Here is a 14,999-nt window from a genome sequence, read left to right as displayed (position 1 = left end):
GCTTGAGGCGGAGTGGGGGGAGAATGTTTGGCGTTAATCAAGTGCATTGGCGGTGCGGCCACCCCGAGCGGAAGAAAAGCAGATGATGGAGCTCTCGTTGTGCGGGTTCTTGTTTAAGGATGGGTATCCCCTCCGCGTACGTCGGATGGATGTTCATCGTCCGCTCCATCACCCGCCAGTCGTCGCCGCCTTCCATCATCACCAGAAAGATGCTGACCAGTTCGCCCGCCTCGTCGCCGACCAGCGTCGCGCCGATGATCCGGCCGCTGGGCTCTTCCACCACCACGCGATAGAACCCGATCGTCTGGCCCCATTCGATTCCCCGCGCCGTCTCCGCCACCGGCATCGACACCTCGCGCACCGCCAGGCCCCGCCGCCTGGCCTGATCGAGCGTCAGTCCCGCCCGTCCGACCTGCGGATCTGTGAACACGGCGTAGCCCACGGCGCGATCGTCGCGCCGCCGCGACTCGCCGTCCAGCACGCCCAGCACGCGGCGGTGATCCTCCCACGAAACGTGCGTGAACGGCGGTTGGCCCGCCACGTCGCCGATCGCATAGACGCCTTCGCACGCCGTCTCCAGATGCTGGTTGACCCGCACGCAGCCATCCTCGTCTGTCTCCACGCCGGTCCTGGCCAGGTCAAGGGCTTCGGTATTCGGCGCCCGTCCCGCCGCCACCAGGATCGCATCGGCCTCCAGCGTGCCGCCCGTCGAAAGGGTCATCTGCACTTTCCCGCGGTCGCGCCGTACCCGCTCGATCGTCGTTTTCAGCCGCAGATCGATCCCGTCCCGCTTGAGACTCTGGGCCACCGCCTCTCCCACCTGCGGCTCTTCCAGTACCAGCGCGTGATCCGCACGATCGATGATCGTCACCCGACTGCCCAGCCGCGCCAGTCCCTGACCCAACTCCAAGCCGACGTAGCCCGCGCCCAGCACCGCGGTGCGATCCGGCATCTCCGTCAACTCAAAGAAGTTCTCCGCCGACAGGTACGGACCGTCCTGCAGCCCTTCGATCGGCGGAATCCGCGACCGACGGCCCGTGTCGATCAGCACCAGCGGCGCCCGGTATTGCTCGCCGCCCGCCTCCACCGTCCGCTCGCCGACGAACCGCGCCTCGGCCCGCACCAGCTCCACCGCCGAGTCCTCGACGTACTCGCGCACGCTCTGGCGCCACCGGTCGCGGATGTCCCGCACCCGCGCCATCACGCCGCCGAAATGCGCCTTGACCCGGCATTCCGCGCCCAGTCCCGCTGCGTGACGCGCCCGGCCGATGGCCTGGGCCGATCCCAGAAACGCCTTGGACGGGGTGCAGCCGAAATTCACGCAGCTCCCGCCCAGGTCGCTCCGCTCGATCAACGCCGTCCGCTTGCCGCGATACGACATCTTCACCGCGAACGGCACGCCTCCCTGCCCGCTGCCAATCACAATGACGTCCACGTCACGCATCGGCGTCCCCCTATCACTTCCCGACGTCTATACCACGACCGGCTCCTCGTGCCGGCCCTGCCATTCCAGCGATTGCATCGCCCGGTCATAGCGCTCGCGGACCTCCTGGCGGTCCCACTCCTCTTCAATTCCTTCACGGCTGCCGCGCTCGATCATCACCGCCTGCCGCCGCAGCACGTCGCAGTCCTCGTTTCGGTGGACATGCCGGGCGACCTCCTCGATCATCTCCAGCAGCCGCAGCGTCACCATCTTGGAGTGACGGCAATGCGGCCGGATATCTCCGATCGTCTCGTTGGCGATCGTCATGAAGGTGTTGGGCTTGTGAATCAGCCGGAGCCTGCCCCGCTCGTCGTGGGAGTATCGCTGAGGCATCGAACGGCCGGCCAGTTTCGACAGCGCCGCCCCCAGCCGGTCCACGCACTCCGTCGCCGTGTACGGATCGTTGATCGATGACGACAGCGAACGCACCGCCACCTCCGAAAACTGGCTGATGACGAACGCGATATCCCGCGCCGAGGTCCGATGTTTGCCGATGACCAGGGCGTCACGCACCGCGTCTTCAACCTCCTGGTCCAGCCGGTCGGCGGGCCAGACCTTCGCCACTTCGGCGTCACGCACCACGAAATCCCCCGGCCGATGCGACAGCGTGACCACCAGGTCCCGCTCCTGAGCCAATCCGATCAGCGAACTCTCGTCCACCACCTGCAGATAGCCGCTGACGTTGGCCCGCACCGATGACGATTCGGCCTGCGTCGACTCCGCCTCACCGTCGGTCGGTTGCTGATCCTGTTCCCGTTCCTGCGGCGAAAGCTCCTTCGGGTACACCCGTTCGATCACCTGGTCCGCGTCCCGGCTCACCGCCAGCACCACGCTGGTCGACTGCAGCGACATCGAGGCGTGGTGGATGAAGTAGATCAGCACCGCGATGCTCAGAATCGCCAACCCCACCGCCACCGTCACCGCGATCTGCGGCACGAATTCGCCGTCGCGCCCTTCCCTGACGGTCCGGAGCACCAGCAGGCAGTAGAGGAATGTTGAAACGAACGTGCCCAGCACTACCTGATTGCCCCGATCCCGCATGAAGCTCCGCAATAGCCGCGGACCGAACTGCTGGGCCGCCATCGTCAGGGCCACCATCGTGATCGAAAAGACAACGCCCGCCACGGTGATCATCGATCCGGCTACCGTTGAGAGCACTTCCCGCGCGCCCTCCATGCCTCCGCCGTAGACCCACCACGCGGTTCCCGTGTACCCCGGTGGCACATTGCGATCGATCCTGATCATCACAACCCAGAGCACGACGGTTCCCACGGCCATCCCCGTCGGCACGAACCAGTAGCTCGTCCGAAGCGTGTCCCAGAAATTTCCCAGCTTCGTCCACATCCAGGCTCTCCCAGCCGATAGGCCTTGCCCTCTCCCATACTTGCGTCACCGATCCGTTCGTCCCGCTCAAACAAAGGTCCGGTGCGGCCGAGACCGGGCTTCATAGGCCCGGTCTCGACTTCCCGGATGCCTGTCAGGTCAACCGATCCAAGCCCCTGGGCTCAGTAATCGTCTTGCCCCCTCTGCTGTCCCGAACGCTGCGGTTGCTGCGATCGCTGCTGAGACGGTGAGCCCTGTTGGCCCCAGTCCTGTTGGCTCGAGCGTTGCTGCGACTGAGAATCCTGCTGGCTCCAACTCCGACCGGATTGCTGCTGAGACTCAGAGCCCTGGCCGCTCCCGCCCTGCTGGGCGCTCTGGCGGAACTGCTGGCCGCCGGAGGTCTGGAAATTGAACCGCCGGCTTCCCATGTCGCTGAACGTGGTGTCGAACTTCTGGCCGTTCTTGCTGAACTGGTTGGCCACCAGCACCCGCTTGTTGTTCAGTTGACCGGTGCTGGCCAGGATCGAAATCTGCTGGCCCTGGTTCAGCGAGGTTCCCAGTTCCTGTCGCGGACCGAAGATCACCGGAACGGTCTGACCCTGCTGGTCAAGCTGGACCTTGGCCACCAGGAACGACTGGTCCTGGCCCTGGATCGAAATCGTCCGCGTCTGCTGGATCGTGCCCGAGTAGCGCTTGAGCTGGGCCTGCCGCAGGGCCTGCGACTGGACCTGCACCGACTGACCGTTGGACTGGATCCGCTGGGCGATCAGGACCGAGCGGTCGTTGATGGTTCCGCGACGGCCGATCACCGTCACCTGGTCGCCCTCCTGGAGATCCAACTGTTGCAGATTCTGCTGCGGCCCTAGCAGCGTGCGGACCGTCCGGCCCTGCTGCGTCTGGATCTTGGCAAACACCTGCCGGCCCTCCAGGCCCATCAGCGACTTGCGGGTGATGTCCTGGATCTGGCCGGTGATGCGAGTCTGCCGGCGCTGCTGCGCCTGCCTCATCTGGCGGCCCTGCTGCGCAGCTTGAAGGCCGGAACGGAACTGCTGGCCGCCCTGGGCCTGGCCCTGCTGCATCCGCTGCCGGCTCTGGCGGCGGGCCCGCTGTAGATCGTCCATCGAGAGGTACTCATAGGCGTCAAACGTCCCATCCTGGTCCCAATCGTATCCGACCAGCACCCAGCCCTGGGGCTGGAGTTGCCAGCGGCTCTGACGCTGAGTCTGGCTGCCCTGCTGACTGCGCTGTTGTTGATTTCGCTGCTGCCAGTCCTGGCCGCCCTGCTGGCCCCAGCCGTTCTCCTGCCACTGGTCCTGCTGGCCGCCCTGTTGCCACTGGATCCGCTGGGCACGGCCCTGATCGCCTTGCCACTGATCGCCTTGCTGTTGACCCTGGCCGCGATCCTGCCTCCAGCGCTGGTTCGGGTCCTGGCCTTGACCCTGGTCCTGATCGTCCTGTCCGTAATCGTCCTGCTGATCGTACTCGTCCTGCCGGCTTCGCTGCTGCCAGTCCCCGTTGTCCTGCGATTGGCCGCGATCCTGTTGTCCCTGCTGGCCGTATTCATCCTGCTGGCCGTACTGGTCCTGCTGGTCGGCGTTCGCCGGCAAAACGCCCACAAACACCGCCAGCGCCAGACCAATCATCATCAATCCCAATACTCTCGTCCTCATCGTAGACCCCCTTGTTCGGTTGGTTGAATGTAGTGGCTTGCAACCTGATCCGCGCGAACGTCTTTTACGACCGACGATCACCACCAGTCGTTGAACCAGCCTTCATCCTCGTTGTACCAGTCCTCGGTATAGTAGTCGCTGTCCCAGTCGTACCAGTCGTCGCCGTAATCATCATCCCACCAGTCGTCCTCGCCGTACTCCTCTTCGCCCCAGCCGGTATCGCCCCAGCCGTTATCCCATTCGTCCTCCCCGTTGAACCATCCGTCGTCTTCGCCCCAATCGTCAGCCAGAACCGTCGCCGGCATGCCCATCACGCTCACGGCGAACAGCCCCGCGAACAGCAACATGATCCACTTGCTCTCCATCGCTCTCTCCTTGTGAGTAACACCATTCCCTGGCCCGCCGAGCCGCACCGCACGTCTCAGCGATGGTATCCACATCCATCCCGCGCGCAACGTCTACGCCTCCACGCAGCTAAGAGAATCCTCCGGCATTGATCACCCGTGATCCTCCTTTCACTTGGCGGCGACAGCTCGTACGCGCCGGTTTACCCCCCGGACGTTAAGGTTGCATTATACAGCATCATCTACCCCGATGCAACCTTCTCCGTGGAAATCGACCTCGCGCGGCGCCCTCGACACGCGCGCCTTCGGCATTTCCCTGTCCGCCACGACTTTCCTACACCGCCGCCTCCACCGGCAGCAGCGCCGTTTTGAGCCAGCCGGACTCGCGGCGGTCGAAATGCTCGTAGGCGTCGATGGCATAGGTCAGCGTCTCGGCCTCCGTCAGCACCTTCTCCGGATGCACCGCCCCGCTGAGCACCAGCTCCATCAGCAGCGAGACGTACTTGCGGTGGTTGCAGTTGCCCATGTTGATCGTCAGGTTCATGTTCATCGCCTTCCCGAACGGGAAGAAGTTCACCGTCGGCGGATAGACCCCGATCACCGACAGCGTGCCCGCCTTGGCCAGCGACCGAACACACCACTCGACCGCCTGCGACGGCGCGCTTCCCGGCTGCCACAGATCTCCCGACGGGGCGGTCTTCGGCGCCACCTGCTCGCGCTGCCGGGCGAACCGCGCCGCCTTCTCGCCCGAGGCTTCCTGGGCCGCCGGACCGCTCTCGGCGTGCTCGGCCTCGATACCCACCGCGTCGATCGCGCGGTCCACGCCGATCCCGCCGGTCAGCGCCATGATCTCCTCGACCGGATCCTCCGCCTCAAAGTTGATCACCTCGGCGCCCAAGTCCCTGGCCGTCGCCAGCCGCGACTCGATCCGGTCCACCGCCAGAATCCGCCCCGCGCCCAGCAGCTCCGCGCTGAGGATCGCGAACTGGCCGACCGGCCCGCAGCCGAAGACCGCCACCGTGTCGCCCGACTTGATCTCCGCCAGGTCCGCGCCGAAGTACCCCGTCGGAAAGATGTCCGACAGCAGGATCGCCTGGTCGTCGCTGATCTCGTCGGGCACCTTGACCAGTCCGACGTTCGCGAACGGCACCCGCGCTTTTTCCGCCTGCAACCCGTCGATCGGACCGGTGCTCTTGGGCCCGCCGAAAAAACACGTGCCCGCCCGCGCCCCGTTGGGATTGGCGTTGTCGCACTGGGCGTAGTAGCCCGCACGGCAGTACGAGCAGTATCCGCACGCGATGGTCGAGCAGATCACCACCCGGTCGCCCTCCTTGACGTTGCGCACCTGCGGGCCCGCCTGCTCGACGATCCCCACGCCCTCGTGGCCAAGGATCGTGCCCGGCTTCATGTCCGCCATCGTCCCGCGCACCATGTGCAGATCCGTCCCGCAGATCGCGCTGACGGTCAGCCGGACGATCGCGTCGTGCGACTGCTCGATCTTCGGTTCGGGAACCTCATCCACCCGTATGTCGCCCACGTCGTGAAACACAACCGCTTTCATGATCGAACTCCTTTTTCGAAATCAGCCCTTGTTCGAATCCCTGTCCGACGGCGACCGTAACAGGTCGCTGCCTTCCTCGCTGACCGCCTCCACCGGCGCCGACATCGCCTCGGCTGCGCCGGGGCTCTCCGTCCCCTGCGACTCGGCCACCAGTTGCTCTTCCTCCGCGATCTGTTCCCGCTTCGTCTCCGGCGTCCCTTTCCTGCCCTTCTCCGTGATCGCCAGCCGCTGAATGCCTCCCTGCGTTCCTTGCAGCGAGATGATGGTCGGAGGCGGCGTGATCTCCATCTTCGTCAGGGCCACCCGAGCCCGCAGCATCACCTCCCCGCGGATATTGACCGGAACGGCTGCCTTCGGATCGTACCAGTAATAGACTCGCAGATGAATGCCACCCGTGCCGAACTGGTCGATCAGCACCTGCGGAACAGGCTCGTGTCTGACCAGCGGATGGCCTGAAACCGCTTCGCACAGTCCTTCGACCACATCCTTGAGTGACAGGTCGTAGCCCACCACGATCTCGAAATCGCCCCGCACCTGCGGACCCGCTGAGTGGTTGACCAGGACCTCCTTATAGATCGTCGAATTGGGAATCCGCACGTAGTCCCCCTCAAACGTCACCAGCACCGTCGCCCGCATGTTCATCGCCCGCACCACGCCCAGCCGGCCCGCCACCTCGATCAGGTCGCCCGCCCGAAACGGCCGGCGGACCCCCAGCAACAGCGACGCGATGAAGTTCTCGGCGATGTCCCGGAACGCAAACCCCAGGGTCAGACCAATGATCCCCGCCACCCCGATGACCGAGAGCACCGCCCGCGTCAACCCCAGCACCGACAGGGCCAGCATCAGGCCGCCCAAAAGGATCAGCGTGTTGAGGAACAGACCGATCACCGCCCGGACGAAGTCGCGCTCCACCACGAAGGAAAACAGAAAATCCCAAATCGGCGAGAGCACCCGGATCAACGCCAGCGTCAGCACCACGATCACAATCGCCAGCACCACCAGCATCCACGACCGTCCGATCGTCTGGGCGTACGAACCGACCGTCTGCCGGAGAAGCTGCCACGCCGAAAGCACCTGCTGGTCCGTCCTCATCCGATTGAGCACCAGCCGCGTCCCCTGCACCCGCCGGACGAACTGCGTGACGCCGTCATGGATTTCCTCCGTGCTGACGTGCCCCTCCAGCTCGACCACCCCTTCGCTCACCGACACCCGCGCCTCGCGCACCCCCGGATACCTGGCCAGCAATCGTTCCAGGGTCGCCCGCAACTGCTTATCGGTCACTTCGCCTTCCACCGCGATCTCTGTTGCCGGGGCCGCCGCCGTCACGCCAGGTTCTTCAGCCGTCGCGGCGTCCTGTGCGTCTGGCGCGGGTGACTGTTGAACCAACCCCGTTTGCCCACGCACCGCACAGATCGTCACCGCCCCGGCAAAGATTGCCGTCAACCACGCCTGCCGTACGATGTTCCCCCTCGACACGCTCTCCCCCATGCCTCCCCTTGCCGCCGCCACACCTTCGGCGTTGGTGTTTACCCGTCGCGACCCGAACCGCTGATCGCCTCCAGCACATCCTGCGCACGATCGCACGGCTCCTTGCCCTTCGACGGCGCCATCCGATCGAAGTCCCCTCGCAGCGCCCGCAAGGCCGTCCGTTCCCGCAGAATCTCGTCCCGCGTCCGAATCCCCAACCGGCGGAACAGCGGCAACGGCGGACACCAACCCTGGATGCCGTGCTGCAGCAGGAATCCCGCCACCACCATCGGCAACGCCCGCCACTTGCGCGACACCGATCCCAGGATCAGACCCAGAAGCGAAAGCGCTGCGGCGTTCGTCTCCAGCGTCCGTTCGATGTCCCACTCGCGGTCCAGCTCCGTCAGCCGCTCCTCGATCTCGTCGAGCCGCTGAGAATAGTACATCACGTGCGCCTCGATGTCGCGCTCGATCCGGCGGTTGACCCGCTCGGAAGTGCTCTCCGCCACCCGACCTTCCGCCCGCTCTTCTCTACGCCTTGGCCCCATGCCGAACCTCCTTTTGGTCATCCCTGGTTCCGCGCGCAGCACCTCCGCGACGCCGTCGCCCAGGTTCCTACCCCCCAATCAACTTGGCAATCAGCACCAGGATGCCCGCCAGCAGCAGTGAGATTCCCCCCGTGATAAATGCCGCGCTGGCCGGCCCGATCTCCGGCAGCAGCATCAGGTACACCCCGCCGATCATGAACGCGAACCCGATCAACAAAAAGGCCACGCTCACCAGCACGACCACCAGCGCGGCCGCGACCCGCAGGATCGCCCGACGGAGTTTTTCCGCCTCGGTCTCCAGCAGGTCCGCGATCCGCACCAGCACGTCGGCCAGAACCGCGCTCACCTCGGCCTTGACCAACGCAGCGATATCACGCAGCAAGATGCTGTAGACGCTCACCGTCTCAACTCCGTCGCAGCAGCGCCCCGAGCACCAACCCGATCGCCATCGAGGACAGCACCATCGTCAGCGGGCGTTTGCTGATCTCCTCGCGGCTCCGCTCGACCGCCTCCTCGCCCCGCTCGCGGGCCACGCCCATCGCCTGGCGCAACTGCTCCTCGGCGCGGGCCTCCAGGTCCCGTGACGCCTCCATCAGACGGTCGCGAATGTCCTCGAGACGCCCGCGGCCCTCGCCCTTGGCCGTCTTCATCAACGACCGCAGATCCGACCGCAGCGAATCAATGTCATCCTTGATGGCCTGCAGCTCTTTCGACTTGACGGCATCCTGAATCATCTCTGACCCCCTTTCAACCTGTCACTTCGGTTCGATATGCACTGCTTGGAAGACCCCCGTGGTCTGTGCTGAATTATACTCGACCGTCAGCCCCCATCCAAGCCCCAATTGGTTTCGCCAGCCCATCGGCCTGTCATGCAGCCCGTTCGCCTTCCCGTTCGACGTGAAGGAACCGCGCGTTGATCGCCACGATCACCGTCGAGAGGGCCATCAGGGCCGCCCCGGCCGCCGGACTCAACACAATGCCCAGCGAGTACAGAACGCCGGCCGCCAGCGGAATGGCGACCACGTTGTAGCCGGTGGCCCACAAGAGGTTCTGGACCATCTTCCGATAGGTCGCCCGCGCCAGTTTCATCATCGCCGTCGCGTCTCGCGGGTCGCTGCGAACCAGAACGATGTCGGCCGACTGGATGGCCACGTCGGTTCCCGCCCCGATCGCAATGCCCACGTCGGAGGCGGTCAGGGCCGGAGCGTCGTTGACGCCGTCGCCGACCATCGCCACCACCAGCCCGCGCTGCTGGACCTCGCGGACCTTCTCAGCTTTCTTGTCCGGCAACACCTCCGCGAAATAGTCGTCCAAGCCCAGTTCCCGGGCCACCCACCTGGCGACCGCCTCCGCGTCGCCGGTGACCATCATCGTCTGAATGCCCATCGCCTTGAGCCGCCCGAGGGCCTCGCGCGACTCGGGCCGAATGATGTCGGCCAGGCCGATCGCCCCGACCACCCGGTCCTCGACCAGCACGTAGACTACCGTCTTGCCCTCCGCCGCCATCGCTCCAACCTTCGCATCGTCAGCGGTCAGATCGTTGTCCTTCAGATATCCGGGGCTGACCACCTTGACGTCCCGATTGTCCACAATCGCCCGAGCGCCACGGCCGGGAATGGCTCTGAATTCCCGCGGCGCTGGGAACTCAACGTTCCGCTCCCTGGCCCCGTCAACGATGCCTTGGGCGATCGGATGTTCCGACTGACTCTCCAGGCCGGCCGCCAGCCGCAGAAGCTCCCGCTCGTCCTGATCCGCCAGCGGAATCACGTCGGAGACGCCAAACCGCCCTTCGGTCAGCGTGCCGGTCTTGTCGAACAGGATGGCGTCCACGTCGCGGGCCCGCTCAAAGGCGCTGCGGTCGCGGATCAGCAGCCCGCTGCCGGCGGAGATGGCCGTCGAGACTGCCACCACCAGCGGCACAGCCAGGCCCAAGGCATGCGGACACGTGATCACCATCACCGTCACCATCCGCTCCAGCGAAAACTCAAACGCCGCCCCCAACGCCAGCCAGACCACCAGTGTCGCCCCACCGACGCTCAAGGCGATAATCGTCAGCCACAGCGCCGCTCGGTTGGCGATATCCTGGGTGCGCGAGCGGGACTCCTGGGCCTTGCGAACCATCTCGATCACCTGGGCCAGGTACGTCTGATCACCGGTCTTCTGAACCTCCATGGTGAAGGCGGCTTCGCCGTTGACCGACCCGCCGATGGCCTGGTCGCCCTCGGCCTTCTCGATCGGGCGGCTCTCGCCGGTCAGCATGGCTTCGTTGATGCTCGTGCGGCCCTCAACGATCTGCCCGTCGATCGGGACCTTCTCGCCCGGCTTGACCACCACGCGGTCGCCGGGCTTCAGTTCAGCGATCGGCACGTCCACCGTGCCGCCCGACTCGGTGACCCGGTGGGCTTCCGACGGCATCAGTTGCACCAGCGACTCGAGAGCCTTCGAGGCCCCCATGACCGACTTCATCTCGATCCAGTGCCCCAGAAGCATCACGTCGATCAGCGTGGCCAGTTCCCAGAACAAGGTCTTGCCGGTCAGGCCGAAGACCACCGCCGAACTGTAGAGGTAGGCGACGCTGATCGCCAGGCCGATCAGCGTCATCATGCCCGGGCTCCGATCGCCCAGTTCATCCCGCAGCCCCTCGAGGAATGGCCGTCCGCCGTAGATAAAGATGATCGTCGCCAGGACCCACTGGAGGTAACTGTCACCGGGAAAGTGGAGCGTCTCCCGCAGACCCAGGAGTTCCTGGATCATCGGGTCCAGGATCAGCACGGGCACGGTCAGGACCAGCGAGACCCAGAACCGCCGGCGAAAATCGGCCACCATGTGGGCGTGATGGGACTCGTGCCCCGCGTGCGCCCCCCGCTGGACCATCGCCTGCTCCTGGGATCCTCGCGCCGCCCGCGATTCGGGCTGATCGTGCCCGTGATGGCCGTGCTCGTGTTGGTGGTCCTGATTGGCCGTCACCGGTTTGCCTCCCCATTCACCTATGCCTTCGGGCTTGGAACGGTATTCCTAAGTCGCCTGGCACAGGTCTAGTCCTTCCTCGGCGCGGGACGCCACATCGCGTACTTGCCGAACAGCGAGATCTGGATGCCCAGCGTGGCCCGGATGTCCGGCGAGTCGTCGCCCACCCCGAAGCCCACACCGCCCGAGAGCACCGCGTACGGCGTGAGCATGTACCGCACGCCGGCTTCGAAAATATTGCTCTCGATCCCCCTCTCGATGTCCTCGTCGCGCACGAAGTCGGCCAGGAACATCGTCTCGTTGTTGATCCGGGCGCTGTAGCCCAGCACGGCTTCGTAGAACCCGTCCCGCTCGCCCGGCCGCTCCTTCTCGTTGAACGTCCAGGCGAAATTCGCGTGGAGCTGATGCAGATACCACGACCGGCTCAGCGTCTTGGTCGCCGCCATCTTCAGCGTCCAGTCCACCCCTTCGCTCTCTGGTCCCGTCGGGGCATGCACCTTGCCGATCACCGCGAACGCCGGCAGCACCCGCGTCTCTTGGTTCAGCAGGTACAACTGCTCGAGCGTCACATCGTCGCAGCCGTCCGGTTCGCCCTCGCCCCACAAGAATGGTCCCGAAATCGACAGTTCCCCGTTCCTCGGGAACCCGAACTCCAGCACCGGCTCGACCAGGTACCGGTCCTCGCCCTTCTCGCCGCGCTCGTAACGGGTGATGAGCTGAAACTCCCGGCCGAGATAGCCGATCGGGTAGGCGTCCTCGACCGTCAGCGGCAGGTTCTCCTCGAGATTCTTGTGGTCCGCCGCCTGCGCCATGTCCCCAATACCGATCAGCCCCGCAATCAGCACCGCACAGCCCAACATTCGGGCCATCGTCGCGTTCATCGTTCTTCCTCCTCCGCACGTCTACCACGTCAGGCACCATCCGCGCTTCGCCTGTTGCACGTCGTTGGGGTCCAACGGCGCGATCACCCCGTCGGCTGGTTTCTCCAGCGGCGGCAAAACCGGGTCTTCGGCCATCGGGTACGGCTCGACCTCCGGAATCTCCGGCAACCGGCTCGTCCATGCCTCCACCATCGCGTCAATCATCTTCTGCGCCGGAACGCCCGGTTCGCTGGCCTCCGGCATCATCTTGATGTTCGGGGCCACCGCCATAATCGCATCGTGCAGCGACCCTTCGACCTCGCCCTCCTGCAGGCCCGGGGTCATCTTCTTCCAGAACTGGTCGACCACCTCCGGCGGCAGTTCGCCGCTCCCATCCGGGCTCATCATCGGCCACATCTCCTGGAGCATGGTGAACATGATCTCGTTCATCGAGCCCTCCACCGGCTTCATCCACTCGTAGTAGACCCGCGGGTCCATCTCCGGGTGCGGCAGCGGGAACGTCCGGACGTACTGCTCGTCACCCTCCTGGTAGCTCATCGCCTTCAGCACCCGGTAGAGCTCCGCACGCTTCTGGTCCATCGTCCAGCCCTCGTAGGCCAGGATGTCGTAGGCGATCCCGTGCAGCATGTGCAGGTTGTCGAAGATGTTGGCCGAGGCCGGCGACATGCGCGAATACCGCGGCATCATCTCACGCGACAGCAGCATTCGCAGCGGCCGGTCCTCCAGCGCCACCGGCAGCAGGTTCTGGGCCTGCTGAACCGAGACGCTCTGCTCGTCGTCGTTGCCCGCGATCATCATCGCCTCGTAGATCACCGGGTGCCACCAGTGAGCCACGAAGAAGTAATTGGATGACTTGGGATAGTAGTTGCGAAAGTACGTGAAGTACGGCTTCATCATGGTGCCCGCCCGCCGCATCGTCAGGTCCAGCGGGGCCGGGCTCCGCGCCCATTCGGACATCTCCAGGTAGTAGCCCACCGACCGCACCGTCCAGGGGTCCTTGTCCGGCCAGGCGATCTGCGGCGAGCTGAGCACGTCATACGTCTGCTCGTGGTGCATGTGCGTCCAGTCAATTGACCAGTACAGCTTCCACGCTCCCTGGAAAACGTACGGCCCCCAGTACATCATGTGCGGCTCGAGCCGCATCTTGTCATACGACTTGTCCACGTACCGGCCGTTGGTCCACTCGTCCCACTTCACGTGCTCGGCCAGCGGCGTGGTCTCAAGGATGTCGTGCTGAATCCCATGGGCAAAGTGAATTGTCGAGCCGAACCGGTACGACTCATTGTGCCGGTTCCAGAAGTCATAGTTGTACGGCCCGCGCAGGTACGAAACCTTGTCCCGCTGCTCCCACCGCCACGGCGAATGCTCGCAACCCCACGCCGCGACCACCGCCGCCATGATCAATCCCGCCCACCACCATTGTCTCAGTGTGCCAGTCATGACGATCCTCCCGTTCCTCCCAGGCGACTCCAACCCCGCACCCAGCGGCCAAGAGTCGGGCGGGCATCCCACCGCCCTCTGCGGGACGCCCGCCTCTCGCCACATCCCCTGCTGTATCTCTGGTCGCAACGCCGATCCATCTCCAGCCTCCGGCCGAGGCTTCCCCTTCGCATCGGCTCTCGTCAGCGAACAAGGATCGGCGTCGATCACCTTCCATTCATATAGCTCAGACGTGCTGCCAATACGGCTCGATATGGTAGAATTCATGTACCCGCCGGCCCCATGCCTCATCCGTCATGTCCGGCCACTCGTCACGCTGGAACCCCGGCGCCTGCTCCAGTTGCGCCGGCGTCACGTCCAGTACGTACGCCTCACGCTGATCGTCCAACTCCAAAGCCGCCCACGGAACCGCGAACAACTGCTCGCCGATCCCCAGAAACCCGCCGTGCGACAGCACCGCGTAGGCGATGCAGCCGACATCCACGTCCACCATCACCTCGGTGATCGTTCCCAGATTCTCGTCCTGGCGGTTGTAGACGTTCACGTCCAGCAGGCTCGACCCCTTGTAGATTCTCCCGATCGCCATCGGCGCCCCCTTTCGTCCGATCCACAACTGGCGGCTGTTCTCCCGCCGTAACGATAAGCACCTCAACGCCCTGCCCGGCTGTGCCAATCAAGCTACAGCCGCGCAGCCTCAACCGCAATCAGTGACGCACCTGAATCCCGGGTGAGCAAAACTCCCACCACCCATCGGGCCAATCTCCCATCCGACGCCACGACCGATAACCCATCACCGCTGCGGAATTTCCCCCACTAATGACCCAATCGGGGCAAATCCCCCACCGCTCCCGCCGCGCAACCGCCTCCTAAACCCAAAAAGAATCCTTCCTCCTTCGGCACGCGGTTTGCATTCCTTGTCTGTCGCAACCACAAAGGGGAGATCACGAATGTTCAAGACACGACAGCACACGCAGCCTTGGCTCTCGACCGGACGCAACACCGAGAACACCGACGCCACGCGACCGCAACTCCGCCCCCAGGGCCCCAACGAGTACCAGAAGGTCCTCAACGCCTTGCGGGCCAACGCCGACACCAGCCACCTCTGGGCCCTGGCCTCCTGATCCAGAGATCCATCATGACCGACCGCCGAACCGACAACGCCGATTGGCTTGAAGCCTACCGAATCGACGGCAAGCCCGTGGCCCACAACGACCCGCGACTGACCGCCCGCCAGAAGCTCTTCGTCCAACTGGCCGCCCTCGCCGACCCGCAACGCGACAGACCACCGTCCCCCCAATAGGCAGCCGAATCGGCC

At 64.9% G+C, this 14,999-nt stretch carries 13 protein-coding genes and 2 pseudogenes; 2 read left to right on the top strand and 13 right to left on the bottom strand.

The features are described 5' to 3' along the window. Positions 1–37 precede the first annotated feature (37 nt). From GXY33_15950 to GXY33_15890, 13 genes and pseudogenes are all read right to left on the bottom strand, one after another. Entirely contained in the window at positions 38–1,444 is a 1,407-nt protein-coding gene (locus GXY33_15950; protein ID NLX06630.1) for an FAD-dependent oxidoreductase, read from the bottom strand. Between the two features lie 27 nt (positions 1,445–1,471). Then, on the bottom strand, positions 1,472–2,827 hold the full coding sequence (locus GXY33_15945; GenBank protein ID NLX06629.1) for a DUF2254 domain-containing protein: 1,356 nt from the start codon (positions 2,825–2,827) through the stop codon (positions 1,472–1,474). A gap of 161 nt (positions 2,828–2,988) precedes the next feature. After that, entirely contained in the window at positions 2,989–4,476 is a 1,488-nt protein-coding gene (locus tag GXY33_15940) for a hypothetical protein (GenBank protein ID NLX06628.1), read from the bottom strand. Positions 4,477–4,553: 77 nt separating this feature from the next. Continuing rightward, positions 4,554–4,841 (bottom strand): hypothetical protein, encoded by a 288-nt coding sequence (locus tag GXY33_15935; protein ID NLX06627.1) that lies wholly within the window; start codon positions 4,839–4,841, stop codon positions 4,554–4,556. A 313-nt stretch (positions 4,842–5,154) separates the two neighbouring features. After that, complete coding sequence (locus tag GXY33_15930) at positions 5,155–6,381, bottom strand: glutathione-dependent formaldehyde dehydrogenase (GenBank protein ID NLX06626.1); 1,227 nt, start codon at positions 6,379–6,381, stop codon at positions 5,155–5,157. A 21-nt stretch (positions 6,382–6,402) separates the two neighbouring features. After that, the gene (locus GXY33_15925; GenBank protein ID NLX06625.1) at positions 6,403–7,857 is read right to left on the bottom strand and encodes a mechanosensitive ion channel; all 1,455 of its coding nucleotides are present in this window, start codon (positions 7,855–7,857) and stop codon (positions 6,403–6,405) included. A gap of 128 nt (positions 7,858–7,985) precedes the next feature. Next, a pseudogene (locus tag GXY33_15920) lies at positions 7,986–8,396 on the bottom strand (hypothetical protein). A gap of 67 nt (positions 8,397–8,463) precedes the next feature. Further along, a complete protein-coding gene (locus GXY33_15915; GenBank protein ID NLX06624.1) occupies positions 8,464–8,796 on the bottom strand; it encodes a hypothetical protein in 333 nt (110 codons plus the stop codon). Positions 8,797–8,800: 4 nt separating this feature from the next. Beyond that, the gene (locus GXY33_15910) at positions 8,801–9,130 is read right to left on the bottom strand and encodes a DUF883 family protein (GenBank protein ID NLX06623.1); all 330 of its coding nucleotides are present in this window, start codon (positions 9,128–9,130) and stop codon (positions 8,801–8,803) included. 133 nt (positions 9,131–9,263) lie between these two features. Beyond that, positions 9,264–11,222 (bottom strand): heavy metal translocating P-type ATPase, encoded by a 1,959-nt coding sequence (locus GXY33_15905; protein NLX06622.1) that lies wholly within the window; start codon positions 11,220–11,222, stop codon positions 9,264–9,266. Positions 11,223–11,431: 209 nt separating this feature from the next. Next, positions 11,432–12,244: a transporter gene (locus tag GXY33_15900; protein ID NLX06621.1), complete on the bottom strand. Its 813-nt coding sequence runs from the start codon at positions 12,242–12,244 to the stop codon at positions 11,432–11,434. A gap of 99 nt (positions 12,245–12,343) precedes the next feature. Further along, positions 12,344–13,453: pseudogene (locus GXY33_15895) on the bottom strand (hypothetical protein). Positions 13,454–13,910: 457 nt separating this feature from the next. Beyond that, positions 13,911–14,270: a PRC-barrel domain containing protein gene (locus GXY33_15890; protein NLX06620.1), complete on the bottom strand. Its 360-nt coding sequence runs from the start codon at positions 14,268–14,270 to the stop codon at positions 13,911–13,913. A 361-nt stretch (positions 14,271–14,631) separates the two neighbouring features. Between GXY33_15890 and GXY33_15885 the strand changes: the two genes are divergently transcribed. Then, the gene (locus tag GXY33_15885; protein NLX06619.1) at positions 14,632–14,805 is read left to right on the top strand and encodes a hypothetical protein; all 174 of its coding nucleotides are present in this window, start codon (positions 14,632–14,634) and stop codon (positions 14,803–14,805) included. Between the two features lie 14 nt (positions 14,806–14,819). Beyond that, positions 14,820–14,984 (top strand): hypothetical protein, encoded by a 165-nt coding sequence (locus GXY33_15880; GenBank protein NLX06618.1) that lies wholly within the window; start codon positions 14,820–14,822, stop codon positions 14,982–14,984. Positions 14,985–14,999 lie beyond the last annotated feature (15 nt).

The sequence above is a fragment of the Phycisphaerae bacterium genome (genome assembly GCA_012729815.1).
Classification (GTDB): Bacteria; Planctomycetota; Phycisphaerae; order JAAYCJ01; family JAAYCJ01; genus JAAYCJ01.
Note: the sequence above shows the minus strand (reverse complement) of the source record. Positions and strands in the feature narration are given on the sequence as shown.

Bases quoted from the DNA above. Each gene is read 5' to 3' on its own strand.
- GXY33_15950 (NLX06630.1), bottom strand. From the start codon at position 1,444: ATGCGTGACGTGGACGTCATTGTGATTGGCAGCGGGCAGGGAGGCGTG.
- GXY33_15945 (NLX06629.1), bottom strand. From the start codon at position 2,827: ATGTGGACGAAGCTGGGAAATTTCTGGGACACGCTTCGGACGAGCTAC.
- GXY33_15940 (NLX06628.1), bottom strand. From the start codon at position 4,476: ATGAGGACGAGAGTATTGGGATTGATGATGATTGGTCTGGCGCTGGCG.
- GXY33_15935 (NLX06627.1), bottom strand. From the start codon at position 4,841: ATGGAGAGCAAGTGGATCATGTTGCTGTTCGCGGGGCTGTTCGCCGTG.
- GXY33_15930 (NLX06626.1), bottom strand. From the start codon at position 6,381: ATGAAAGCGGTTGTGTTTCACGACGTGGGCGACATACGGGTGGATGAG.
- GXY33_15910 (NLX06623.1), bottom strand. From the start codon at position 9,130: ATGATTCAGGATGCCGTCAAGTCGAAAGAGCTGCAGGCCATCAAGGAT.
- GXY33_15905 (NLX06622.1), bottom strand. From the start codon at position 11,222: ATGGTGGCCGATTTTCGCCGGCGGTTCTGGGTCTCGCTGGTCCTGACC.
- GXY33_15900 (NLX06621.1), bottom strand. From the start codon at position 12,244: ATGAACGCGACGATGGCCCGAATGTTGGGCTGTGCGGTGCTGATTGCG.
- GXY33_15890 (NLX06620.1), bottom strand. From the start codon at position 14,270: ATGGCGATCGGGAGAATCTACAAGGGGTCGAGCCTGCTGGACGTGAAC.
- GXY33_15885 (NLX06619.1), top strand. From the start codon at position 14,632: ATGTTCAAGACACGACAGCACACGCAGCCTTGGCTCTCGACCGGACGC.
- GXY33_15880 (NLX06618.1), top strand. From the start codon at position 14,820: ATGACCGACCGCCGAACCGACAACGCCGATTGGCTTGAAGCCTACCGA.